Annotated in this window: 18 protein-coding genes and 3 rRNA genes; 18 read left to right on the top strand and 3 right to left on the bottom strand. The window is 68.3% G+C overall.

Going from position 1 to position 23,819, the window contains the following annotated elements; translation table 11 throughout:
- Positions 1 to 14 precede the first annotated feature (14 nt).
- The 14 genes from tyrS (at position 15) to ACRQ4C_RS15195 (ending at position 17,675) form a co-directional block, all read left to right on the top strand.
- On the top strand, positions 15 to 1,328 hold the full coding sequence (gene tyrS / locus ACRQ4C_RS15260; protein ID WP_290133799.1) for a tyrosine--tRNA ligase: 1,314 nt from the start codon (positions 15 to 17) through the stop codon (positions 1,326 to 1,328).
- A 565-nt stretch (positions 1,329 to 1,893) separates the two neighbouring features.
- Positions 1,894 to 3,415: ribosomal RNA gene (locus ACRQ4C_RS15255) — 16S ribosomal RNA — on the top strand.
- A gap of 450 nt (positions 3,416 to 3,865) precedes the next feature.
- Positions 3,866 to 6,992, top strand: a 23S ribosomal RNA gene (locus ACRQ4C_RS15250).
- A gap of 138 nt (positions 6,993 to 7,130) precedes the next feature.
- Positions 7,131 to 7,247: ribosomal RNA gene (gene rrf, locus ACRQ4C_RS15245) — 5S ribosomal RNA — on the top strand.
- Together the 16S, 23S and 5S rRNA genes form the textbook arrangement of a ribosomal RNA operon.
- 374 nt (positions 7,248 to 7,621) lie before the next feature.
- Positions 7,622 to 8,554, top strand: coding sequence for a hypothetical protein (locus ACRQ4C_RS15240; RefSeq protein ID WP_439689274.1), 933 nt, complete (start codon positions 7,622 to 7,624; stop codon positions 8,552 to 8,554).
- Positions 8,515 to 9,249, top strand: a complete 735-nt coding sequence (locus tag ACRQ4C_RS15235; RefSeq protein WP_439690918.1) for a hypothetical protein — start codon at positions 8,515 to 8,517, stop codon at positions 9,247 to 9,249. The genes ACRQ4C_RS15240 and ACRQ4C_RS15235 overlap by 40 nt, the downstream gene beginning before the upstream one ends.
- Positions 9,250 to 9,295: 46 nt before the next feature.
- Positions 9,296 to 10,273 (top strand): HAD-IIA family hydrolase, encoded by a 978-nt coding sequence (locus ACRQ4C_RS15230; RefSeq protein WP_439690917.1) that lies wholly within the window; start codon positions 9,296 to 9,298, stop codon positions 10,271 to 10,273.
- A 10-nt stretch (positions 10,274 to 10,283) separates the two neighbouring features.
- Positions 10,284 to 10,511: a hypothetical protein gene (locus ACRQ4C_RS15225; protein ID WP_439689273.1), complete on the top strand. Its 228-nt coding sequence runs from the start codon at positions 10,284 to 10,286 to the stop codon at positions 10,509 to 10,511.
- Positions 10,504 to 11,343 carry a TlyA family RNA methyltransferase gene (locus ACRQ4C_RS15220; protein WP_439689272.1) on the top strand — a complete coding sequence of 280 codons (840 nt, stop codon included), beginning with the start codon at positions 10,504 to 10,506 and terminating at the stop codon, positions 11,341 to 11,343. The genes ACRQ4C_RS15225 and ACRQ4C_RS15220 overlap by 8 nt, the downstream gene beginning before the upstream one ends.
- Positions 11,340 to 12,266 carry an NAD kinase gene (locus ACRQ4C_RS15215; RefSeq protein ID WP_058725554.1) on the top strand — a complete coding sequence of 309 codons (927 nt, stop codon included), beginning with the start codon at positions 11,340 to 11,342 and terminating at the stop codon, positions 12,264 to 12,266. Before ACRQ4C_RS15220 ends, ACRQ4C_RS15215 begins: the two co-directional genes overlap by 4 nt.
- Positions 12,263 to 13,957, top strand: coding sequence for a DNA repair protein RecN (gene recN / locus ACRQ4C_RS15210; protein WP_439689271.1), 1,695 nt, complete (start codon positions 12,263 to 12,265; stop codon positions 13,955 to 13,957). Before ACRQ4C_RS15215 ends, recN begins: the two co-directional genes overlap by 4 nt.
- Before the next feature lie 270 nt (positions 13,958 to 14,227).
- Positions 14,228 to 15,886: a CTP synthase gene (locus tag ACRQ4C_RS15205; protein ID WP_439689270.1), complete on the top strand. Its 1,659-nt coding sequence runs from the start codon at positions 14,228 to 14,230 to the stop codon at positions 15,884 to 15,886.
- Positions 15,887 to 16,097: 211 nt separating this feature from the next.
- Entirely contained in the window at positions 16,098 to 16,667 is a 570-nt protein-coding gene (locus ACRQ4C_RS15200; RefSeq protein ID WP_439689269.1) for an NUDIX domain-containing protein, read from the top strand.
- Positions 16,668 to 16,694: 27 nt separating this feature from the next.
- The gene (locus tag ACRQ4C_RS15195) at positions 16,695 to 17,675 is read left to right on the top strand and encodes a site-specific tyrosine recombinase XerD (protein ID WP_290134189.1); all 981 of its coding nucleotides are present in this window, start codon (positions 16,695 to 16,697) and stop codon (positions 17,673 to 17,675) included.
- Between the two features lie 161 nt (positions 17,676 to 17,836).
- Here the strand turns inward: ACRQ4C_RS15195 and ACRQ4C_RS15190 are convergent, their stop codons facing one another.
- Entirely contained in the window at positions 17,837 to 18,283 is a 447-nt protein-coding gene (locus tag ACRQ4C_RS15190; RefSeq protein ID WP_439689268.1) for a DUF2510 domain-containing protein, read from the bottom strand.
- A 125-nt stretch (positions 18,284 to 18,408) separates the two neighbouring features.
- Positions 18,409 to 19,440, bottom strand: coding sequence for an LLM class flavin-dependent oxidoreductase (locus ACRQ4C_RS15185; RefSeq protein WP_439689267.1), 1,032 nt, complete (start codon positions 19,438 to 19,440; stop codon positions 18,409 to 18,411).
- An 84-nt stretch (positions 19,441 to 19,524) separates the two neighbouring features.
- Between ACRQ4C_RS15185 and ACRQ4C_RS15180 the strand changes: the two genes are divergently transcribed.
- Together ACRQ4C_RS15180 and ACRQ4C_RS15175 are read left to right on the top strand one after the other, a co-directional pair.
- Positions 19,525 to 19,857, top strand: a complete 333-nt coding sequence (locus tag ACRQ4C_RS15180) for a TraR/DksA family transcriptional regulator (RefSeq protein WP_439689266.1) — start codon at positions 19,525 to 19,527, stop codon at positions 19,855 to 19,857.
- A 123-nt stretch (positions 19,858 to 19,980) separates the two neighbouring features.
- On the top strand, positions 19,981 to 20,424 hold the full coding sequence (locus ACRQ4C_RS15175) for a TIGR02611 family protein (protein WP_439689265.1): 444 nt from the start codon (positions 19,981 to 19,983) through the stop codon (positions 20,422 to 20,424).
- 19 nt (positions 20,425 to 20,443) lie between these two features.
- Here ACRQ4C_RS15175 and ACRQ4C_RS15170 read toward each other — a convergent pair whose 3' ends face one another.
- Positions 20,444 to 21,718 carry an MFS transporter gene (locus tag ACRQ4C_RS15170; RefSeq protein WP_439689264.1) on the bottom strand — a complete coding sequence of 425 codons (1,275 nt, stop codon included), beginning with the start codon at positions 21,716 to 21,718 and terminating at the stop codon, positions 20,444 to 20,446.
- Between the two features lie 100 nt (positions 21,719 to 21,818).
- On the opposite strand from ACRQ4C_RS15170, the gene ACRQ4C_RS15165 reads away from it, so the two are divergent.
- Both ACRQ4C_RS15165 and ACRQ4C_RS15160 read left to right on the top strand, forming a co-directional pair.
- Positions 21,819 to 22,184, top strand: a complete 366-nt coding sequence (locus ACRQ4C_RS15165; RefSeq protein ID WP_439689263.1) for an ArsR/SmtB family transcription factor — start codon at positions 21,819 to 21,821, stop codon at positions 22,182 to 22,184.
- Positions 22,181 to 23,815: a DUF7059 domain-containing protein gene (locus tag ACRQ4C_RS15160; RefSeq protein WP_439689262.1), complete on the top strand. Its 1,635-nt coding sequence runs from the start codon at positions 22,181 to 22,183 to the stop codon at positions 23,813 to 23,815. The genes ACRQ4C_RS15165 and ACRQ4C_RS15160 overlap by 4 nt, the downstream gene beginning before the upstream one ends.
- Positions 23,816 to 23,819: the final 4 nt, after the last annotated feature.

The raw sequence follows: 23,819 nt of genomic DNA, 5'->3' as shown, positions 1-23,819 counted from the left end.
GCTACGATGGCCGGGTGTCCAGTGATACCGCGCTCGATGTCCTGACGCGCCAGCAGAACGACCCCACCTTCGCCTCGGTGTGGGACGAACTGCGCTGGCGTGGTCTGGTGCACGTCTCGACCGACGAGACCGCACTCAAGGAGGCCCTCGACGGCGAGCCGATCACCTACTACTGCGGCTTCGACCCGACCGCGCCCTCACTGCACTGCGGCAACCTGCTGCAGCTGCTGACCCTGCGCCGGATCCAGCTGGCGGGGCACAAGCCGCTCGCGCTCGTGGGCGGTTCGACCGGCCTGATCGGCGATCCGCGCCCGACCGCCGAGCGCACGCTGAACACCCCGGAGACCGTCGCCGACTGGGTCGACCGTCTCCGTGCCCAGGTGTCACGGTTCCTCAGCCCGGAGGGCGAGAACGGCGTCCGCCTGGTGAACAACCTCGACTGGACCGCGCCGCTGTCCGCGATCGACTTCCTGCGGGACATCGGCAAGTACTTCCGCGTCAACTCGATGCTCAAGAAGGACGCCGTCGCCGCGCGGCTCAACTCGGACGCGGGGATCAGCTACACCGAGTTCAGCTACCAGATCCTCCAGGGCCTCGACTACCGGGAGCTCTTCCGGCAGTACGGGTGCACCCTGCAGACCGGCGGCTCCGACCAGTGGGGCAACCTGACCTCGGGGACGGAGCTGATCCGGCGTACCGAGGGCGCTGCCGTGCACGCGCTCGGGACGCCCTTGATCGTGAACTCGGACGGCACGAAGTTCGGCAAGAGCGAGGGCAACGCCATCTGGCTCGACCCGGAGATGACGTCGCCGTACGCCTTCTACCAGTTCTGGCTCAACACCTCGGACGCCGACGTGGTCGAGCGCCTCCGGCAGTTCACGTTCCTGTCGCGGGCCGAGGTCGAACGGCTCGCGCAGGCCGTCGCGGACGAACCGTTCCGCCGTGAGGCGCAGCGCACCCTCGCGTTCGAGGTGACCGCGGTCGTGCACGGGGTCGAGGCGACCCAGGCCGCGATCGACGCCGCCGCTGCCCTGTTCGGCAACGGCGACCTGACGACCCTCGACGAGCAGACCCTCCGGTCCGCGATCGCCGAGCTGCCGGGGTCGACGACGTTGCCCGGCGATGCCGACGTTGCGCGCGCCCTCGTCGAGACCGGTCTCGTGAAGTCCCTCGGCGAGGCCCGGCGAGCGATCGACCAGGGCGGGGTGTACGTGAACAACGCCCGGGCCGAGGACCCGACCGCACCGGTGGCGGACCTCGCGCTGCGCGGGGGAGTGCTCGTGCTCCGTCGCGGCAAGAAGACCCTCGCGGGTGTGTCGATCAGCTGATCGCCCGCGCACGCCGACGCCCGGTTCCCCCTGTGGGAGCCGGGCGTCGCTGCGTTGCGGGGCCGGTGTTGCAGAACGCGACACGCCCGGGAAGTGCGGCCGGTTGGCGCTCCCCCCGGTCCGCACGTAGAGTTCTTACTCGTCACCCCAAAGGTGCGGCGGAGCGGCTGGAGCGAGAGCCCAGAGCCTGCCGGCCTCAAGCGGGACCATCCTCCACTGAAGTTCAGAACTGGCCTTGCGCTGGATCGCTTCGACGCCTAGGATGACTAGTCCACCGGTTCTCTCCCGTCAGGGATGAGCCACTGGGCCTTCTGGTCCGACGACACAGGTGGTCAAACCAAGATCGAAAGCCTCTCTGGCGAAACCTCTTCGTGGGGTCGAGTGGGGAGTGCGTCTGGTCCTTGAGAACTCAACAGCGTGCACATTGTCAATGCCAATTTATTGACCCCGTGGCCGAGCTTGCTCGGTTCGGAGACAATTCCTTTTGGATAGACAGAATTGTCAGTTGACAGTTCTTTTTGTCAGTATCAACTCGGCCATGCTTTCGGGTGTGGTTGGTAATTTTTTTACGGAGAGTTTGATCCTGGCTCAGGACGAACGCTGGCGGCGTGCTTAACACATGCAAGTCGAACGATGAAGCCCAGCTTGCTGGGTGGATTAGTGGCGAACGGGTGAGTAACACGTGAGTAACCTGCCCCTGACTCTGGGATAAGCGTTGGAAACGACGTCTAATACTGGATATGACTACTGGTCGCATGGCCTGGTGGTGGAAAGATTTTTTGGTTGGGGATGGACTCGCGGCCTATCAGCTTGTTGGTGAGGTAATGGCTCACCAAGGCGACGACGGGTAGCCGGCCTGAGAGGGTGACCGGCCACACTGGGACTGAGACACGGCCCAGACTCCTACGGGAGGCAGCAGTGGGGAATATTGCACAATGGGCGAAAGCCTGATGCAGCAACGCCGCGTGAGGGATGACGGCCTTCGGGTTGTAAACCTCTTTTAGTAGGGAAGAAGCGAAAGTGACGGTACCTGCAGAAAAAGCACCGGCTAACTACGTGCCAGCAGCCGCGGTAATACGTAGGGTGCAAGCGTTGTCCGGAATTATTGGGCGTAAAGAGCTCGTAGGCGGTTTGTCGCGTCTGCTGTGAAATCCCGAGGCTCAACCTCGGGCTTGCAGTGGGTACGGGCAGACTAGAGTGCGGTAGGGGAGATTGGAATTCCTGGTGTAGCGGTGGAATGCGCAGATATCAGGAGGAACACCGATGGCGAAGGCAGATCTCTGGGCCGTAACTGACGCTGAGGAGCGAAAGCGTGGGGAGCGAACAGGATTAGATACCCTGGTAGTCCACGCCGTAAACGTTGGGCGCTAGATGTAGGGACCTTTCCACGGTTTCTGTGTCGTAGCTAACGCATTAAGCGCCCCGCCTGGGGAGTACGGCCGCAAGGCTAAAACTCAAAGGAATTGACGGGGGCCCGCACAAGCGGCGGAGCATGCGGATTAATTCGATGCAACGCGAAGAACCTTACCAAGGCTTGACATACACCGGAAACGGCCAGAGATGGTCGCCCCCTTGTGGTCGGTGTACAGGTGGTGCATGGTTGTCGTCAGCTCGTGTCGTGAGATGTTGGGTTAAGTCCCGCAACGAGCGCAACCCTCGTTCTATGTTGCCAGCGCGTTATGGCGGGGACTCATAGGAGACTGCCGGGGTCAACTCGGAGGAAGGTGGGGATGACGTCAAATCATCATGCCCCTTATGTCTTGGGCTTCACGCATGCTACAATGGCCGGTACAAAGGGCTGCGATACCGTAAGGTGGAGCGAATCCCAAAAAGCCGGTCTCAGTTCGGATTGAGGTCTGCAACTCGACCTCATGAAGTCGGAGTCGCTAGTAATCGCAGATCAGCAACGCTGCGGTGAATACGTTCCCGGGCCTTGTACACACCGCCCGTCAAGTCATGAAAGTCGGTAACACCCGAAGCCGGTGGCCTAACCCTTGTGGAAGGAGCCGTCGAAGGTGGGATCGGTGATTAGGACTAAGTCGTAACAAGGTAGCCGTACCGGAAGGTGCGGCTGGATCACCTCCTTTCTAAGGAGCATCTGGTCTCGTGCAGTCCTCGTGGCTCGCAGGGATCCAGGCGCCGATGCAACCCGAATGTGGTTGCCGGTAGCTCATGGGTGGAACATTGACAGTGCAGTCGTCGGCGCGTCTGCCGATCTCAGTACGGCTGGTCCTTCGGGGCTGGTCAGGAACGGGTTGGTGGGCAGGCGGGGTGGCTGGTGCACGTTGTTGGGTCCTGAGGGACCAGGCTTCCCGGCCGCTTGGTCGGGGGTTGAGCCGTGACAGTCGGGGCCTTCGGGTCGTGGGTGTTGCTGGTTCTTCGATGGGCCACATGAAGCTGACGCGAGAGTGTTGGGGGAGTGTGGTGCCGATCGTATGTTGAGAACTACACAGTGGACGCGAGCATCTTAGATCGCTCGTGACGATGACCGGCTTGTGTTGGTTGTTGTTCGAGTCGATCGCAATTTTAATCTTTGTGGTCAAGTTTCTAAGAGCAAACGGTGGATGCCTTGGCATCTGGAGCCGAAGAAGGACGTAGAAATCTGCGATAAGCCTCGGGGAGCTGATAATCGAGCTGTGAGCCGAGGATTTCCGAATGGGGAAACCCCGCCAGGCGACTTGTCGACCTGGTGACTCCCGCCTGAATATATAGGGCGGGTAGAGGGAACGTGGGGAAGTGAAACATCTCAGTACCCACAGGAAGAGAAAACAACATGTGATTCCGTGAGTAGTGGCGAGCGAAAGCGGATGAGGCTAAACCGATCATGTGTGATAGCCGGCGGGCGTTGCATGGTCGGGGTTGTGGGACACGTCGCTCAGTTCTGCCGGACTGGGACGGTTACAGCGCATCATAGTCGAACCGGTTTGAAAGCCGGGCCGTAGTGGGTGCCAGCCCCGTAGACGAAATGGTGTTATGGCCGGATGTGTATCCCAAGTAGCACGGGGCCCGAGAAATCCCGTGTGAATCTGTCAGGACCACCTGATAAGCCTAAATACTCCCAGATGACCGATAGCGGACAAGTACCGTGAGGGAAAGGTGAAAAGTACCCCGGGAGGGGAGTGAAATAGTACCTGAAACCGTTTGCTTACAAACCGTCGGAGCCTCCTTGTAGGGGTGACGGCGTGCCTTTTGAAGAATGAGCCTGCGAGTTAGCGATATGTGGCGAGGTTAACCCGTGTGGGGTAGCCGTAGCGAAAGCGAGTCTGAATAGGGCGGTTCAGTCGCATGTCCTAGACCCGAAGCGAAGTGATCTATCCATGGCCAGGTTGAAGCGACGGTAAGACGTCGTGGAGGACCGAACCCACTTCAGTTGAAAATGGAGGGGATGAGCTGTGGATAGGGGTGAAAGGCCAATCAAACTTCGTGATAGCTGGTTCTCTCCGAAATGCATTTAGGTGCAGCGTTGCGTGTTTCTCGCCGGAGGTAGAGCTACTGGATGGCCGATGGGCCTCAACAGGTTACTGACGTCAGCCAAACTCCGAATGCCGGTGAGTGAGAGCGCAGCAGTGAGACGGTGGGGGATAAGCTTCATCGTCGAGAGGGAAACAACCCAGACTACCAACTAAGGCCCCTAAGCGTGTGCTAAGTGGGAAAGGATGTGGAGTTGCATAGACAACCAGGAGGTTGGCTTAGAAGCAGCCACCCTTGAAAGAGTGCGTAATAGCTCACTGGTCAAGTGATTCCGCGCCGACAATGTAACGGGGCTCAAGCACACCGCCGAAGTTGTAGATTTCGCACACTCGATAAGCCTTCGTGGTTCAGTCGTGCGGAGTGGTAGGAGAGCGTCGTGTGGCGAGTGAAGCGGCGGAGTAATCCAGCCGTGGACGCTACACGAGTGAGAATGCAGGCATGAGTAGCGAAAGACGGGTGAGAAACCCGTCCTCCGAAAGACCAAGGGTTCCAGGGCCAGGTTAATCCGCCCTGGGTAAGTCGGGACCTAAGGCGAGGCCGACAGGCGTAGTCGATGGACAACGGGTTGATATTCCCGTACCGGCGAACAACCGCCCAAGCTAATCCAGTGGTGCTAAGAGTCCTAACCCGGACCAGCGGATCCCTTCGGGGTGATGCGGGCCGGTCTAACGCTCGACCCCATGCTGGTGCGGCTAGCGTATGAACAGGTGTGACGCAGGAAGGTAGCTGAGCCAGGCGATGGTATCCGTAAGGTGAACCTGGTGTAAGGATGTAGGGCTGACGATAGGCAAATCCGTCGTCTGTACGCCTGAGATCCGACGCGTACCCGTTCGGGGAAATCAGTGATCCTATGCTGCCGAGAAAAGCATCGACGCGAGGTTGCAGCCGCCCGTACCCGAAACCGACTCAGGTGGTCAGGTAGAGAATACCAAGGAGATCGAGAGAATCGTGGTTAAGGAACTCGGCAAAATGCCCCCGTAACTTCGGGAGAAGGGGGGCCGGAACCGTGACCGGACTTGCTCCGTGAGCGGTGAAGGCCGCAGAGACCAGTGGGAAGCGACTGTTTACTAAAAACACAGGTCCGTGCGAAGTCGCAAGACGATGTATACGGACTGACGCCTGCCCGGTGCTGGAAGGTTAAGAGGAAGGGTTAGCCTTTGGGCGAAGCTCTGAATTTAAGCCCCAGTAAACGGCGGTGGTAACTATAACCATCCTAAGGTAGCGAAATTCCTTGTCGGGTAAGTTCCGACCTGCACGAATGGCGTAACGACTTCCCAGCTGTCTCAACCGCGAACTCGGCGAAATTGCACTACGAGTAAAGATGCTCGTTACGCGCAGCAGGACGGAAAGACCCCGTGACCTTTACTACAGCTTGGTATTGGTGTTCGGTGTGGCTTGTGTAGGATAGGTGGGAGACTGTGAAGCGGGCACGCTAGTGTTCGTGGAGTCATTGTTGAAATACCACTCTGGTCACTCTGGATGTCTAACGTAGGACCCTGATCGGGTTCATGGACAGTGCCTGGTGGGTAGTTTAACTGGGGCGGTTGCCTCCCAAAGAGTAACGGAGGCGCCCAAAGGTTCCCTCAACCTGGTTGGCAATCAGGTGGCGAGTGTAAGTGCACAAGGGAGCTTGACTGTGAGACTGACAGGTCGAGCAGGGACGAAAGTCGGGACTAGTGATCCGGCAGTGGCTTGTGGAAGCGCTGTCGCTCAACGGATAAAAGGTACCTCGGGGATAACAGGCTGATCTTGCCCAAGAGTCCATATCGACGGCATGGTTTGGCACCTCGATGTCGGCTCGTCGCATCCTGGGGCTGGAGTAGGTCCCAAGGGTTGGGCTGTTCGCCCATTAAAGCGGTACGCGAGCTGGGTTTAGAACGTCGTGAGACAGTTCGGTCCCTATCCGCTGCGCGCGTTGGAAATTTGAGAAGATCTATCCCTAGTACGAGAGGACCGGGATGGACGAACCTCTGGTGTGTCAGTTGTTCTGCCAAGGGCACCGCTGATTAGCTACGTTCGGACCGGATAACCGCTGAAAGCATCTAAGCGGGAAGCCGTCTTCGAGATGAGATTTCCATGCACCTTGAGTGTGAGAGGCTCCCAGCAGACTACTGGGTTGATAGGCCGGATGTGGAAGCGGGGACCAACGACCCGTGGAGCTGACCGGTACTAATAAGCCGAAGACTTGACAACACAACTATTTCCCACACTTTCGGGTGTGGGGCTCGCGTCCACTTTGTGGTTCCCGACCGACGATCGGGAACAAGAAACTGAACACCGCGCATGCGCGGAACAGCTTTCGAGATTTCCCAGCGATTGGGTCGAAAGTGTTCCGGTGGTCATAGCGAGAGGGAAACGCCCGGTCACATTCCGAACCCGGAAGCTAAGCCTCTCAGCGCCGATGGTACTGCAAGGGGGACCTTGTGGGAGAGTAGGACGCCGCCGGACTCAACGTGAAAGAAAGACGTGGCCATCGGCCCTCCGTCGAGCACAGGGGAAACCCACGGCTCGCGAGGGTCGGTGGCCATTTCTGTTTGTGGCGGTCGCTCGCCTCGACGCGCAGCACGGTTCGTGATGGACTGGGCGTGTGTCGTGCTCGAGGCCGGCACCCAATGACAACGACACAGCGGACGACAGCTCGGGAGACCGGGCGCGCAGACGAGGAGCGACGGTGGCGAACGACGACGAACAGCGACGAGACGGCGAAGGCCGTTCGGATCGGCCGCGTCGAGACGGAGACCGTGGGCCTCGTCGAGACGGCGGCCAGGGTGGCCGCTGGTCGTCCGGTCCGCGCGACTTCGAGCGTCGGGAGGGTGGCCGGCGTGACGATGGTCCTCGTCGCGAGGGCGGTCGTCCGTTCCGCGACGGCTCCCAGCGTGGGGACCGTCCGGCATGGCGCGGTGATCGTGCTGACAGCGGGCGCCCGCCTCGTGGCGACGGTCCGCGCGGTGCTGGCCGGCCGCAGCGCGACGGTGATCGTCCGTACCGTGGTGGATCTGATCGGCCGCAGCGTGATGGTGATCGCTCGTTCCGCGGTGGTGCTGATCGTCCGCGTCGTGATGGTGATCGTCCGTTCCGTTCGGATCGTCCGGCGCGTGATGGTGATCGTCCGTACCGTGGTGGATCTGATCGGCCGCAGCGTGATGGTGATCGCTCGTTCCGCGGTGGTGCTGATCGTCCGCGTCGTGATGGTGATCGTCCGTTCCGTTCGGATCGTCCGGCGCGTGATGGTGATCGTCCGTTCCGTTCGGATCGTCCGGCGCGCGATGGTGATCGTCCGTTCCGTTCGGATCGTCCGGTGCGTGACGGTGACCGTCCGTTCCGCGGTGGTACCGATCGTCCCCGTCGCGACGGGGACCGTCCGTTCCGTTCGGACCGTCCTGCGCGAGATGGCGACCGTCCCGAGCGCCGCGACGGCGGCCGTCCGTTCCGCGGAGACTCCGACCGCCCGCGTCGTGACGGAGGCGACGACCGTCGTCGCTTCGGGGACGGCTCGCGTCATGCCGGCGCACGCTTCGGCGAGGCAGCCCGTGACGACTGGGAGGACCGCGACCCGTACGGCACCAAGTCCATCCGCCCCCGCCACGACGATCCGGAGATCCCGGACGGCGTGCAGGCACGTGATCTCGACCCTGCTGCCCGTGCAGAGCTCAAGACCCTCAGCAAGGACAACGCGGACTGGGTCGCGAAGCACCTCGTCTCGGCGGCGCTCCTCGTGGACGTCGACCCCGAGACTGCGAACCAGCACGCACTGAGCGCTGCCCGTCGCGCCGGTCGCGTGGCCGTGGTCCGGGAGACCGCAGCGATCACCGCGTACCGTCTCGGCGACTTCGCCACCGCGCTCCGTGAGCTCCGGACCTACCGGCGCATCGCGGGCAAGAACGACCAGCTGCCGATGATGGTCGACTGCGAGCGCGGCCTCGGCCGACCCGAGCGCGCGCTCGAGCTCGGTCGTTCGGTCGATCGCGCAGCCCTCGACACCCCCGTGCAGGTGGAGCTCGCGATCGCGATGTCCGGCGCACGCCTCGACCTCGGCAATCCACAGGCCGCGCTCGGTGAGCTGGAGATTCCACAGCTCGACCCCTCGACTGCGTACAGCTGGTCCCCGGCGCTCTACAGTGCTTACGCGGCCACGCTCGAGGAGCTCGGCCGCCAGGACGAGGCCGACGAGTGGTGGGCCCGTGTCGATCACGCGACCACGGCTCTGGCCGAGGCCGCTGACGAGGATGCTTGGGAGACGGTTGATGTGGTCGAGGAAGCGATCGAGGACGAAGGACACCGAGAGGACGACGCCGAGCAGCTCCACGAGCCCGCAGTCGAGCAGGACGCCGACGACGAGCTCGAGCCTGCCGACGAACCCGCTCCCCTCGACGAGCCCGGCCCCGCCGACGAGCCCGGCGAGATCGACGACGACAACCCCGCCGACGTCGACGGCTCCGCAGCCGGCTGACGCAGCTGCTCAGCCGTCTGACGGCCCGGTTCCCCCGACACGCGGGATCGACGTCGTCCTGACGGACCTCGACGGCGTCGTGTACCGCGGACGCAACGCGATCCCGCACGCCGTCGAGTCCCTGACGCGGGCGTCGCTCGGCGCCCGCGTCGGGTACATCACGAACAACGCGTCGCGACGTCCGGTCGACGTGGCCGAGCACCTCGAAGCGTTCGGCCTCGAGGTCACCGCGGACGACGTCGTGACCTCGTCGCAGGCCGGCGTCCGACTCCTCTCGACGCTCGTGCCGGCCGGATCGACGGTCCTGGTGACTGGTGGCCTCGGGCTCACGAGCATCGTCGAGGAAGCCGGGTTCATGGTCACGAACAGCGCCGAGGACTCGCCGGCGGCGGTCATCCAGGGCTTCTCGCCCGACCTCGGGTGGAAGGAGCTCGCGGAGGCGTCCTTCGCCCTCGCGGACCCGGAGGTGCCGTGGGTCGCGACGAACATGGACTGGTCGATCCCCGTCGAGCGAGGGATCGCGCCCGGCAACGGCACGCTCGTGTCGGCCGTGCACCAGGCGGTCGGCCGGATGCCGGTCGTCGCGGGCAAGCCGGAACGGCCGATCTTCGACGCTGCCCTCGCCCGCTTCGGCGGTGAGCACCCGCTGTTCATCGGCGACCGACTCGACACGGACATCAAGGGGGCGAACGACGCCGGGATCCCGAGCGTCCTCGTCCTGACCGGGATCGACCGGGCGAAGCAGATCCTCGCGGCCGACCCGAAGTCGCGGCCGACGTTCATCCTCGGCGACCTCCGCGGCCTGTCGACGCCGTACCCGGTGACGGTCCGGCGCGAGGACGAGGACGGCACCCGGTACGTCACGGTCGGCGACTCCACGGTCGCGATGCGCGGGCACGTCGTGCGGGTGCTCGACGACGGCGACGACCTCGACCGACTGCGTGCGGGCGCGACGATCATCTGGGAGTCGGGCCTGGCCATCTACGGTCTCGACGTGGACCCGAAGCTGTACGGCGGCGAGTAGCGTGACCGACGTGCCGAACGAGGACCACCCGACGCAGCCGCAGCCCGGCGGCGTCTCGGCGCGTCCGAAGCCGGGCGGGGCCTCCGGCGTCCCGCTGTCCGACCAGGACCACGAGGACTTCGCCGCGCGGACCGCAGCGGCGGAGGAACTCGACCTCGCGGAGCGGGCGGACGCCTTCGCGGCCCTGCACGATGAGCTCCGCACCCGACTCGAGAGCGGCGGCACGGCGAGTGCCTGAGGCCGCCGGAGCACCCGAGGGCGCTCGCGGCGGTCCCGTCCGTCTCGACGCGCTCGTCGCCGAACGCGGACTCGCACGGTCACGCACGGCGGCGGCCAAGCTGATCCAGGACGGGCGAGTCACCGTCGCCGGGGTCGCGGTCGTCAAGCCGTCCCACCCGACCCGTGCGGACGCCGCGATCGTCGTCGACTCCGGGGACGAGTGGGTGTCCCGTGCTGCGCGGAAGCTCGTCGGTGCCCTCGATGCCTTCGAGATCGATCCCACCGGACGCGTGGCGCTCGACGTCGGCGCGAGCACGGGCGGCTTCACCCAGGTGCTCCTCGCACGCGGTGCCCGTCGGGTCGTCGCGCTCGACGTCGGTCACGGCCAGCTCGACCCCGTGGTCGCCCTCGACGACCGTGTAGCCGTGGTCGAGGGGTGCAACGCGCGGAACCTCACCGCCGAGTCGTACGCCGCGCTCGATCCGGCAGCTGCGGAGACGTCCCTCGTGGTCGGCGACCTGTCCTTCATCTCGCTCCGGATCGTGCTGCCGGTGCTCGCCTCCGCGGTGCCGTCCGACGACTTCGTGCTCCTGGTGAAGCCGCAGTTCGAGGTCGGTCGTGGTGGCGTCCGCGAAGGCATCGTGCGCGACCCGGGCCTCCGGAACGACGCGCTCATGAACGTGCTCTGGTCGGCGTGGGACGCGGGCCTCGGGACGTCCGGTCTCGCCGCTTCGCCGATCGTCGGCACGCACGGGAACCACGAGTACCTCGCGCGCTTCCAGCGTGGTGTCGGTACCAATCCGACAGAATGGATCGACCGGGCGACGAGCCTGGCGGAAGGGGTGGCATGAGCGACGAACGGCACATCCTGCTCGTCTCGCACACCGGGCGGCAGGACTCGATCGATGCCGCGGTGGAGGTCTGCGACATCCTGCACGCCGCCGGGGTGACCCCGGTGATGCCCTTCGACGAGTACGCCGACGTCCGGCGGGCCGAGGCGTCCGTCGGCAAGGTCGACATCCTCGGGGTCGACGTGCAGGCGGACCAGCTCGAGATCGTCATCGTGCTCGGCGGCGACGGGACCATCCTCCGCGCTGCAGAGCTCGTCCGCGGGACCCGTGCGGCGCTCGTCGGGGTGAACCTCGGCCACGTCGGGTTCCTGGCCGAGAGCGAACGCCCCGACCTCGAGGAGACCGTGCAGCGCACCCTCCGTGGTGAGTACCACGTCGAGGAGCGTGTGGCGCTGCAGGTCGACGTCGTCGTCGGCCAAGAGACCGTGTACTCGTCGTGGGCGCTCAACGAGGCCACGATCGAGAAGGCGTCGCGCGAACGCATGCTCGAGGTCGTCACCGAGGTCGACGGCCGCCCCCTGTCGTCCTTCGGCTGCGACGGCGTGGTCATCTCGACCCCGACCGGCTCCACGGCGTACTCGTTCTCCGGCGGCGGCCCGATCGTCTGGCCGGACGTCGACGCGATCCTCATGGTGCCGTTGAGCGCGCACGCCCTGTTCTCCCGCCCCATCGTCGTCGGCCCGGACTGCACCCTCGCGGTCGAGGTGCTGCGCCGGACGAGCGGCGTCGGCGTGCTGTGGTGCGACGGCCGCCGGGCGCACGACCTGCCGCCGGGTGCACGTGTCGAGGTGCACCGGTCCTCTGAGCCCGTGCGGGTGGCGCGGCTCAAGGACGCCCCGTTCACCGACCGTCTGGTGGCGAAGTTCCGCCTGCCCGTCACCGGCTGGCGCGGCCCGCAGCGCGACGACGAGGTCGACCAGTGATCGAGGAGATCTCGATCGCCGACCTCGGGGTGATCGGTGAGGCGACGCTCGAACTCGGTCCGGGCTTCACCGTCGTGACCGGTGAGACCGGCGCCGGCAAGACGATGATCGTCACCGCGCTCGGCCTCCTGCTCGGTGCCCGTGCTGACGCCGGTGCGGTCCGTCGGGGTGCATCGTCCGCCGTCGTCGAAGGACGCTGGCACGTGCCGGACCACGACGCCGTCGCAGAACGGGTCGAGGACGCCGGCGGCGCCGTCGAGGACGGTGAGCTCATCCTCACCCGTACCGTCTCGGCGGAGGGTCGCAGCCGCGCGACGGTCGGCGGTCGCAGCGCTCCGGTCGCGGTGCTCGGCGAGCTCGCCGACCAGCTCGTCACCGTGCACGGCCAGTCCGACCAGATCCGCCTCACGTCGGCCGCGGCCCAGCGCGCCGCCCTCGACGGGTTCGGCGGTCCGAAGCTCCGGAAGGCGTTCGACGCGTACGTCGCCGCGTACGACGCCTGGCAGCAGCACGCGGGCGAGCTCGAGACGCTCACGCGCGACCGCGACGACCGCGTCGCCGAGGCAGAGCGGATCCGCGCCGCCTCGGACGAGATCGAGACGGCCGACCCGCAGCCGGGCGAGGACGTCGAGCTCGCGGAACGGGCCGAACGGCTGGGCAACCTCGAGGAACTCCGGCTGTCCGCGGGCCTCGCTCACGAAGCGCTGTCGAGCGAGTCACTCGAGGGCGCACCGGACGTCGTCGGCCTCGTCGAGTCGGCACGCCGAGCGATCGAGCGCGTCGCGGCTTCGGACGCCGCACTGCAGCCCGTGCTCGAACAGCTGACGGAGCTGAGCATCCAGGCGACGGAAGCCTCGGCGAGCCTGTCGAGCTACCTCGGCTCGCTCGAACCGGACGCCGGTCACGACCTCGAGCTCATCAACGAACGACGCGCCCTGCTCGCCGGGCTCACGCGCAAGTACGGCGAGACCGTCGACGACGTCATCGCGTACGGGCAGCGGGCCGGCGAGCGACTCCTGGAGCTCGACGGCGACGACGACCGCATCGCTGCACTGCAGCAGGCGGTGGAGCAGGACGAACGGACCCTCGCGGACGCCGCCGGTGCCCTCACCGCGGCCCGGACCAAGGCTGCCGGCGACCTCGCGAAGCGCGTGACCGCCGAACTGAAGTCGCTCGCGATGGCCGGCGCCACCCTCGTGGTCGAGGTCACCGACGCGGAGGAGTACCGCCGACACGGTCGCGACCAGGTGGCGATCCTCCTGCAGCCGCACTCCGGCACCGACCCGCGTCCGATCGGCAAGGGCGCGTCGGGCGGTGAGCTCTCGCGCGTCATGCTCGCGATCGAGGTCGTCATGGCGGGCAGCACCACCGTCCCGACGTTCGTCTTCGACGAGGTCGACGCCGGCGTCGGCGGAGCGGCGGCGATCGAGATCGGGCGGCGGCTCGCGCAGCTCGCGGAGCGCACGCAGGTCATCGTCGTGACACACCTCGCGCAGGTCGCGGCCTTCGCGAACAACCACCTCAACGTCGTGAAGGACGCCAGCGGCGCGGTCACCTCGTCGAGCGTGCGGCGGCTCGACGGCGAGGAGCGGCTGCAGGAGATGGCACGGCTGCTCTCCGGCCTCGGCGACAGTGCCAGCGGCATGGAGCACGCCCGCGAGCTCCTCGAGGTCGCCGGTCAGTCCGCCTGACGGCAGCCCGCATCCGGCAGGAAGCGCGCGGTGCGCATCCGGCGGGATGCGGCAGCCGCGCCGGAAGGAAGTGTCAGGGACGCCGGCCGGGAGACGCCACCCGAGCCCGCCACGACCGGCGCGCCACGAGGCGGGCCGAGCACCGGCCACCCACCCGCGCAACGCCCGCGGCGAACGCGGGTCGCGCCTCCCGTGCGATCTGACGTAGGATGGAAGCCCGTGGCGGACACTTACAGCGGCGGAACACAAACTTCGAACGAGACCCCGAAGGTGACGAAGCAGATCTTCGTGACCGGCGGGGTCGTCTCGTCTCTCGGCAAGGGCCTGACGGCGGCCAGCCTCGGCAACCTGCTCACGGCGCGCGGCCTCAAGGTCGTCATGCAGAAGCTCGACCCGTACCTCAACGTGGACCCGGGCACGATGAACCCGTTCCAGCACGGCGAGGTCTTCGTGACCGACGACGGCGCCGAGACCGATCTCGACATCGGGCACTACGAGCGCTTCCTCGACATCAACCTCTCGCAGGCGGCGAACGTCACCACCGGGCAGGTCTACTCGAGCGTCATCGCCAAGGAGCGTCGCGGCGAGTACCTCGGCGACACGGTCCAGGTCATCCCGCACATCACCGACGAGATCAAGCGTCGGATGCGCGAGCAGGCGGAGAACGACCCCCAGCCCGACGTCATCATCACCGAGGTCGGCGGCACGGTCGGTGACATCGAGTCGCAGCCGTTCATCGAGTCGGCACGCCAGGTGCGGCACGAGCTCGGCCGCAACAACGTCTTCTTCGTGCACGTCTCGCTCGTGCCGTTCATGAACGCGTCCGGCGAGCAGAAGACCAAGCCGACGCAGCACTCCGTCGCCGCACTGCGCTCGATCGGCATCCAGCCGGACGCGCTCGTCCTCCGCAGCGACCGCCCCGTGTCGGACTCGAACAAGCGCAAGATCGCCCTCATGTGCGACGTCGACGAGGACGCCGTGGTGAACGCCGTCGACGTGCCCTCGATCTACGACCTCCCGGGGCTGCTGCACGACCAGGGCCTCGACCAGGTCATCATCGACGCCCTCCGCCTCGAGGCGCACGACGTCGACTGGTCGGCGTGGAAGCCGGTCCTCGACGCGGTGCACGAGCCGAAGAAGGAGGTCACGATCGCCCTCGTCGGCAAGTACATCGACCTCCCCGACGCGTACCTGTCGGTCACAGAGGCCCTCCGCGCCGGTGGGTTTGCCCACAACGCCCGCGTGAAGCTGAAGTGGGTCGTGTCCGACGACTGCACCACGCCCGAGGGTGCCGCGAAGCACCTCGGCGACGTCGACGGGATCTGCGTCCCGGGTGGCTTCGGTGTGCGCGGCATCGAGGGCAAGCTCGGCGCGCTGCGGTTCGCGCGTGAGCAGGGCATCCCGACGCTCGGCCTGTGCCTCGGCCTGCAGTGCATGGTGATCGAGTACGCCCGCCACGAGGCCGGGCTGACCGACGCGTCGAGCACCGAGTTCGACCCGGAGACGACGACGCCGGTCATCGCGACCATGGCGGAGCAGGTGGACATCATCGCCGGCGGTGACCTGGGCGGGACGATGCGCCTCGGTCTGTACCCGGCGCACTTCACCGACGGGTCGCTCGCGGCGGAGCTGTACGGCACCCCGGAGGCGTCGGAGCGTCACCGTCACCGCTACGAGGTCAACAACCACTACCGCCAGCAGATCGCGGACGCCGGCCTGGTGTTCTCGGGCACCTCGCCCGACGGCACGCTCGTCGAGTACGTGGAGCTGCCGCGCGAGGTGCACCCGTTCTACATCGCCACGCAGGCGCACCCGGAGCTCCGGTCGCGTCCGACGAACGCGCACCCGCTGTTCGCCGGACTCGTCGGTGCGGCGATCGAGCGTGCGGGTGCCTCGAGCCTGTTCGACCCGCAGGAGTCGGCTGCCTGAGCCGACCGAGATCCGGACGGGAGGCGCGGTGCCAGCTGGCACCGCGCCTCCCGTCCGTCCCGGGGTCGCGCTCTGGCGCTCGCAGTCGCGTTCTGTCGCTTGCGGTCGCGTTCTGTCGGGCGGAACCAGGTTCCGGACACAACACCACGGAAAAGCGCGGTGCTGTGTCCGGAACCTGGTTCCGGCGAGCGGGCGTGCTTGGATTGAGCACGTGACCGACGCACCCATCGCAGACGAGCCCACCTCCTTCGACGTCACCGACTCCACGGTCGTGTACGAGGGCGTCGTGTGGAACGTGAGGCGGGACACCGTCGCGTACGGGGACGGCTCGATGGTGCGCGAGTACATCGACCACACCGGGGCGGTCGCCGTGTACGCGGAGGACGACGAGGGACGCGTGCTCGTCATCCAGCAGTACCGGCACCCGGTCCGGGTGCGCGACTGGGAGCTGCCCGCGGGTCTGCTCGACCACCCGGGCGAGGACCACCTCGTGGCCGCGAAGCGCGAGCTCGCCGAGGAGGCCGATGTGGAGGCCGACGAGTGGGAGCACCTCGTCACCTACAACACGTCCTCGGGCGGGAGCGACGAGTTCCTCGAGATCTACCGCGCCCGCGGCATCCGAGCCACCGCGTCGGCGTTCGAACGCGAGGCCGAGGAGGCCGACATCGTGAAGCGGTGGGTGCCTCGCGCCGAGCTGGTCGAGGCGATCCTCGACGGGCGCCTGCACAACTCCGGGCTGGTGGTGGCGGTCCTCGCGGCCGACGCCGCGGCTCGTCGGTAGCGTGCCGGTCGTCACGGTGACCGCGTGATCGCACTCGCACAGGCCACGGAGTCGTACCTGCGGCACGTCGCGATCGAGCGGGGGCTGTCGCAGCACACCGTGTCGGCCTACCGGCGCGACCTCGCCGTGTTCGCGGAATGGTTGGCGGACGCCCCGGTGGTCGACTCCGCGGGCGCCGACCGAGCCGGGGGAGCCGCTGCCGTCGAGGACGTGGGTCGTCTGGCGCGGGCGGACGTCGCCGGGTTCGTGGAGCACCTCGCCACCCGGCCGGAGCCCCTCGCGCCCCGGTCGATCGCGCGGATGCTCAGCTCGGTGCGGTCCTTCACGGCGTTCGCTGCGGGGGAGGGCTGGCTGCCGCTCGACCCCGGCACCGCCGTCCGACCGCCGAAGGCCCCGATGCGGCTGCCGAAGGCGATCTCCGTGCACGACATGGAGCGGCTGCTCGGCGCGGTCGTCGGCGACGATCCCGTGCAGCTGCGGGACCGGGCGCTGCTCGAGCTGCTCTACGCCACGGGTGCGCGCATCTCCGAGGCGGTCGGGTTGTCGGTGGACGACGTGCAGTCGGACGACGAGGGGCCCGGTGGTCCCGGGGTCTCGGTCGTGCGGGTGACGGGCAAGGGCAACAAGCAGCGGATCGTGCCCCTCGGCAGCTTCGCCCGGGCGGCGATCGACGCGTACCTCGTCCGGGCCCGGCCGGTCTTCGCCGCACGTGGACCCTCGACGCCGGCGCTGTTCCTCGGTGCCCGCGGGGCGCGGCTGTCCCGGCAGAGCGCGTGGCTCGTGATCCAGGCGGCTGCGGCTGCGGCCGACCTCGAGGCGCACGTGTCGCCGCACACGTTCCGGCACTCGTTCGCGACGCACCTGCTCGAGGGCGGTGCGGACGTGCGGGTCGTGCAGGAGTTGCTCGGGCACGCGAGCGTCGCGACGACGCAGATCTACACGATGGTGACGGCGGACATGCTGCGGGACGTGTACCAGACGGCGCACCCGCGGGCGAGGCGGGGGTAGGGCGGGGCGCGGTGTCGGGGTGCCGTGGGTTCGCTCAACCAAAGGCGATCGGCGCCACGGTTGCATCCGGTGCGATCGGACTTCGGTTGTGCGAACGGGAACCGCACCGCGACTGCACCGCCGTCAGCACACGGGCGAGCGTCGGCGGACGGGCGCCGGGGTCAGAACAGGCCGAACTGCGCCGACGCAGCGACGGCCGCCGTCGCCACCGCGACGACGAGGGCGCTCGCCGCGATGCTCCGCGAGAGCACCCGCCACCCGCCGGTCGCCCGGGGAGCGATCACGGCCACCGACCCGATCGCCAACGCGACCGCGCTGACGAGCCCGAGGGGGTTCCAGACCGCCGAGAGCGCCGCGGCAAGGGCGGCGACGACGGTCAGCACGCACAGCCGTCGGACGTTCCCGGCGTCGGACGCCCACGGACGGGCCCGGATCGCCGCGGTGCCGACGGAGAACGAGGGCCCGACGGGTGCGACCACCACGGGCAGGATCGGCTCCGTCCGGCTCGGCAGCGCCCGGGTCGCCTCGGCCCAGGTGCGCCCGTCCCACCACCGCAGTCGGGATGCGTCCTGCGGATCGGGGAACCAGCCGGCGGCCGGGAGCGTCACGGGGTCCTCCTCGAGGAGACGGAGTGCGGATGTGCCCCTCGACGCTACGGCGCGGTGCGCGTGCGACACAGCCCCAGCCCGGGTGTCGGCGAGATGGGGGACCGCTGCGCGCCGGCCGGGACCGCTCAGGCGGGCACGGGTGCTGCGTCCACCTCCGTGAAGACGTCCTTCACCGCGGCGAGCATCCGGGCGTTGAAGTCCACGCCGAGCTGGTTCGGCACGGTGACGAGCACGGTGTCGGCAGCACGGACGGCCCGGTCGGCGGCGAGCTCCGCGACGAGGTCCTCGGGTGACCCGATGTACGAGCGGCCGAACCGTGCGAGACCACCATCGAGGTGTCCGACCTGGTCCTGTCCCTCGACCTGCGCCCGGACACCGAAGTAGTGGCGGGACTCGTCGTCGATGATCGGGATGATGCTCCGCGAGACCGAGACCCGCGGGGTCCGCTCCCACCCCATCTGCTCCCAGGTCGACCGGAAGCGCTCGATCTGCTCGGCCTGGAGCTCGTCGAACGGCACGCCGGTGTCCTCGGTGAGGAGCGTCGACGACATGAGGTTCATGCCCTGCTCGGCGGTCCACTCGGCGGTGGCACGGGTGCCGGCACCCCACCAGATCCGGTCCGGGAGCGTGTCCGAGAGCGGGAACACGGGCAGCGACCCGGCCGTGCCGGTCATCTGCGGGTTCGCGTTCGCCATGGGCTCCCCGGCGATCGCTCGGCGGAAGACGCTCGTGTGCGAACGCGCGAGGTCGGCGCCGTTCGGGTCGCCGGCGTCCGGCACGTAGCCGAACTGCTGGTACCCGGCGATAGCGGTCTCGGGTGATCCCCGGGAGACGCCGAGTTGCAGTCGGCCGCCGGAGATGAGGTCGGTCGCCGCGGCCTCCTCGGCCATGTAGAGGGGGTTCTCGTACCGCATGTCGATCACGCCGGTGCCGATCTCGATGCGGCTGGTCCGGGCGGCGATCGCGGAGAGCAGCGGGAAGGGTGCGGCCTGCTGCGGCGCGAAGTGGTGGACGCGGAAGTACGCGCCGTCCACCCCGGCCTCCTCGGCGGCGACGGCGAGGTCGACGGCCTGGACGAGGGCCTCGCGCGCGCTGCGCACCCTGGACCCCGGCACGTCGCGCCAGTGTCCGAACGACAGGAACCCGATCTTGGTCATGTCGATGCGAACGCATCCGAGTCGGCGTCCATTCCGCACCGGACCCGGGTGGCGGCACGCGACGGCGGACTACCGTGGTCCGCCATGGACGATCCCCGCGCCGCACTCACCGCCGAGCGCCTCCGCAACGAACGTCTGCTCGCCGGCGTCGAGGAGAGCATGCGGGACGTGAGCGACGCCCGGCAGGACGCCAACTCCGACGACGAGCACGACCCGGAGGGAGCGACCCTCGCGTGGGAGCGCGGTTCGCTCGGCGCGGTCCGCGACGACGCCCGCGAGCACATCCGGCTGGTGGACGCCGCGCTCGCGCGGCTCGACGCGGGGACCTACGGGCGATGCGCGGTCGGCGGGGAGCCGATCCCGGAGGCGCGCCTGGCCGCCGTCCCGTGGGCGGCGACGTGCGTCGCGCACGCGTGACGGGCCTCCAGGCCGGGTCGCTGACCCGATGCTGACGATGGCCGGGAGGCCCGTGGTGCGCCGTCCAGGACCCTGCCGTCCGCCACGGCGCAGTTTCCCAGCCGCAGCCCCTACCGTGCCGACATGGACGGCACACCCGACGAGCGACCCGGCGCTGTCGAGCCCTCGGCGGCGCGGCACCAACGCTTCCAGTGGTTCCGTGAACTCCGCGCCTGGATCCACGCGCGGCCGCACGTGCACCTCTTCTACAAGGTGCTCGTCGGGGTCGTCGGTGGGCTGGTGGTCGTCATCGGCCTGATCCTCGTGCCGCTGCCCGGGCCGGGCTGGCTCGTGGTCTTCATCGGGCTGACGATCCTCGCGAGCGAGTTCCACTTCTTCCACCGGATCATCACGTGGCTCCGGGCACAGCTCCACCGCTTCTGGGACTGGGCGAAGACCCGCGGCCCGAAGTGGCTGCGGAAAGTCGCTGACCGCGGCAAGGCGGACGTGGACGCCGCACACGCCGACGCGCACCGGAACATGGGGATGCAGGCCCGCGCACCGAGGCACCCGCGCCCCGGTCACTGAGCGAGCCCGGCGCCTCCGCTCAGTCGGCGGCCGCGGCGCCCCGCTCGGGGCAGGTCCGGACGGAGCCGGTGGCCGTGCGTTCGATGACCGAAGCCGCCTGCTCCTCGACCGCAGCCCGTCGGGTCGACGTGAGCTGCAGGACGAGGGCGGTCCCGGCGGCGAGGACGATGAACGCGCCGTACCCGGCGAGCACCGGCACGAAACCGAAGGCCGGTTCGACGAGGCCCGCCACGACGGCGGGGACACCGAACGCGAGGTAGCTCACGATGTAGATCGTGGACAGCAGCCCCGCGCGGTGGGTCGGTGCGGCCGTCGCGAGCAGCATCCGCAGCGGCGCCTGGAACCCGGCGCCGAAGCCGATGCCGGCGATCGCACTGCCGACGACGAGGCCCGGCAGCGAGTGCGCGAACACGAACGAGACGGTGACGACCGGGCCGACGATGAGCGCGACGAGCCCGAGGAGCAGGCTCCGGCGGGTGTCGAGGCGCTGGATCGCGAGACCGGTGAGGCCGCCGACCCCCGTGACGACGGCGATGAGCGCCCCGGCGGCGAAGTGGTCCCGGATGCCGAACACCGCGCCGAGCGCCGAGGGGACGAGCGAGAGGAAGAGGCCACCGAGGGCCCAGCTCGCGACGAGTGACCCGGCGACGCTGCGGAACAGGACGCGGGAGTCCCGCGGCACGGACACCGTCGGGCGGAGCGACCGGAGGGCTCCCGGGCGACGGGTGACCCGCTCGGGGACGACCACGAGGGCGATCACGAGCACGAGCAGCAGCGAGCCGAACACCGCGTAGACGAGCTGCTCGGGCGCCGGACCCCACTCGACGAGCGCGCCGCTCGACAGGGCTCCAGTCGCGAGGGCGAAGGGCGGCACGGCGCCGTTGAGCACACCGGCGAGGGACGGGAAGCGCTCGAGCGAGTGGTCGATGAGCGCGGCCCCGAGGGCACCGATCAGGAGGCCCACCGCGACGCCCTGGACGATCCGGTCGAGGATCAGCGCACCGAGCCCGTCGGCCCGCGTGAAGAGGACGAGGGAGGCGACGAGCAGCAGGCCACCGGTGAACAGCACGGGCTTCCGGCCGACGTGGTCCGAGAGGCGCCCGGCGACGAGCATCGTGACGAGGAGTCCGGCGACGTAGATCGCGAACACGGCGGTGAGCATGAGCGGTGTGAGGTGCCACTCGGCTGCGTAGACGGGGTAGATGGGCGACGGCACCGCGGACGACGCCATCGCGGCGAGGAGCACCGCGGCGAGGATCCAGAACCCGGCGACCGAGCGAGCTGACTGCTGCATGAGCACCCTTCCGAGGAGGTCTTGTACGACTGCATTCGTACCGCAGTCGACTGTACGACGCAAGTCGTACAGGGAGGTGAACGGTGCTACCGTCTCGTGCATGCCCGCCAACGTCGATGCCCCGGAGCGGCTGCCCCAGCCGGCCGTCGCCGAGATGGACCTGCCCGTCGTCCTCGACGCCCTGAGCGACCCGATCCGCCTCGCGATCCTGCACCGGTACCTGATCGACGCCGCCGGCGGGGTGCGGAGCTGCGGCTGGGTCGGCATCGACCGGCCGAAGTCGACGCTGACGCACCACTTCCGCGTGCTGCGCGAGGCGGGGCTGCTCGAACAGCACCAGGAGGGCCTCGTCCGCTCGAGTCGCGTGCGGTTCGACGACGTGCAGCAGCGGTTCCCCGGACTGCTCGACCTCGTCGCGGCGTGGGAGGTCCCGGCGGCCCTCATGCGCGAGGACGTCGCCCCGTGACCCCCGCTGCTCGACCGGCGCACCGGCTGCCCACGATCACGACCGAGCCCGCGGCCGTCGCGGCGATCGCCGCCGACCTCGAGGCCGCGGGGTTCACCGTGGAGCGGCTCGACTTCCTGTGGGGTGCCGAGGCCGCAGCGTCACTGCACCGGGGATCACGCGTGGCGGCGCTGCGTGCGCTGGCGTCGCGGGACTCCTCCCCGCTCGCCGCCCTCGCCACGCTCTTCGTGCTCGGGCTCCCGGTGTCGCGGGCGCACGCGGAGGCCGCGTTCCCGACGGCGGGCGTCGACCGGGTCGCCGCAGCAGGCCTGCTCCGGCACGACGTGACCAGCACCGACGACTCCGGGCTCCCGCTCGACCCCGCCGACGCGCTCGTCCACCCCACGGTGGACCTCCGCCCGTACGCCTTCGTCGACGACCTCGGCGCCGGCAGCTGGTGGATCGTCTCGGACCTCGGCGAGCTCGCCCTCGGCACGGCCCTGGGGGAGGAGCACGTGCTCGGCATCGGCGGAGCCACCACCACGCTCTCCGGCCTGCAGGTGCCCGTGCCCGTCCAGCGCGTGCTCGACCTCGGCACCGGCTGCGGCATCCAGGCCATGCACGCCCGCCGGTTCGCCGACGAGGTCGTCGCCACCGACATCTCCCGCCGCGCCCTCGACATCGCCCGGTTCAACGTCGCGCTGAACGGGCTGGACGGCATCGAGTTCCGGCTCGGCTCCCTGTTCGAACCCGTCGCCGGCGAGCGCTTCGACCGCATCGTCTCGAACCCGCCGTTCGTCATCACACCCCGCCGCGAGGGCGTCCCCGCCTACGAGTACCGCGACGGCGGGATGGTCGGCGACGCCCTCGTCGAGACCGTCCTCCGCGGCCTCGGCGAGCACCTCGAACCCGGCGGAACCGCGCAGCTCCTCGGCAACTGGGAGTACCGCTGGGGCTCCGACGGCCTCGACCGGGTGCGTTCGTGGTTCGCCGACGCCGACGCCCGCGCCGACGCCGACCTCGACGTCTGGGTGGTCGAGCGGGAGCGCGAGGACCCGCCCGCCTACGCCGAGACCTGGATCCGCGACGGCGGGACGAAGCCCGGCAGCACGGAGTTCGACGACCTCGTGGACGCCTGGCTCGACGACTTCCGCGACCGCCGCGTCACGGGCGTCGGCTTCGGCTACGTCGTCGTGCGTCGCCCCGCGCACGCGGACGAACGGCCGGGAGGCGCGCCCCGCCTCCGCCGCTTCGAGCGCGTCCCCGAGGCGCTCGGGTCCAACCCCGCGGGGCTCGGCGCGACCGTCGCACGCGTCCTCGACGCGGCCGACTGGCTCGCCGCCCACGACGACGCCGCGCTCGGCGCCGCGCACCTGCGCGTCGCCGGCGACGTCACCGAGGAGCGGTACTACTGGCCGGGCAACGACGACCCGACGGTGATGACGCTCGTGCAGGGCGGCGGGTTCGGCCGTCGTGTGGACGCGGACACGGCGCTCGCCGCGTTCGTCGGCGCGTGTGACGGCGACCTGTCGGTGCGGGCGATCACCGGTGCGATCGCGCAGATCACCGGCGTGGACGAGGACGCGCTCGTGGCCGACCTGCTGCCACGGGCACGCGACCTCGTCCTCGACGGGCTCCTGCTGCCGGCCTGACCGG

Source organism: Curtobacterium sp. SP.BCp (assembly GCF_051903255.1).
Taxonomy (GTDB): domain Bacteria; phylum Actinomycetota; class Actinomycetes; order Actinomycetales; family Microbacteriaceae; genus Curtobacterium.
The sequence above is the reverse complement of the archived record's forward strand: the minus strand, read 5'-3'. Positions and strand labels throughout refer to the sequence as shown.

What these genes read in the sequence shown, in the direction of transcription:
- ACRQ4C_RS15215 (WP_058725554.1), top strand. Translation starts at nt 11,340, where the DNA reads ATGAGCGACGAACGGCACATCCTGCTCGTCTCGCACACCGGGCGGCAG.
- ACRQ4C_RS15185 (WP_439689267.1), bottom strand. Translation starts at nt 19,440, where the DNA reads ATGACCAAGATCGGGTTCCTGTCGTTCGGACACTGGCGCGACGTGCCG.
- ACRQ4C_RS15180 (WP_439689266.1), top strand. Translation starts at nt 19,525, where the DNA reads ATGGACGATCCCCGCGCCGCACTCACCGCCGAGCGCCTCCGCAACGAA.
- ACRQ4C_RS15175 (WP_439689265.1), top strand. Translation starts at nt 19,981, where the DNA reads ATGGACGGCACACCCGACGAGCGACCCGGCGCTGTCGAGCCCTCGGCG.
- ACRQ4C_RS15170 (WP_439689264.1), bottom strand. Translation starts at nt 21,718, where the DNA reads ATGCAGCAGTCAGCTCGCTCGGTCGCCGGGTTCTGGATCCTCGCCGCG.
- ACRQ4C_RS15165 (WP_439689263.1), top strand. Translation starts at nt 21,819, where the DNA reads ATGCCCGCCAACGTCGATGCCCCGGAGCGGCTGCCCCAGCCGGCCGTC.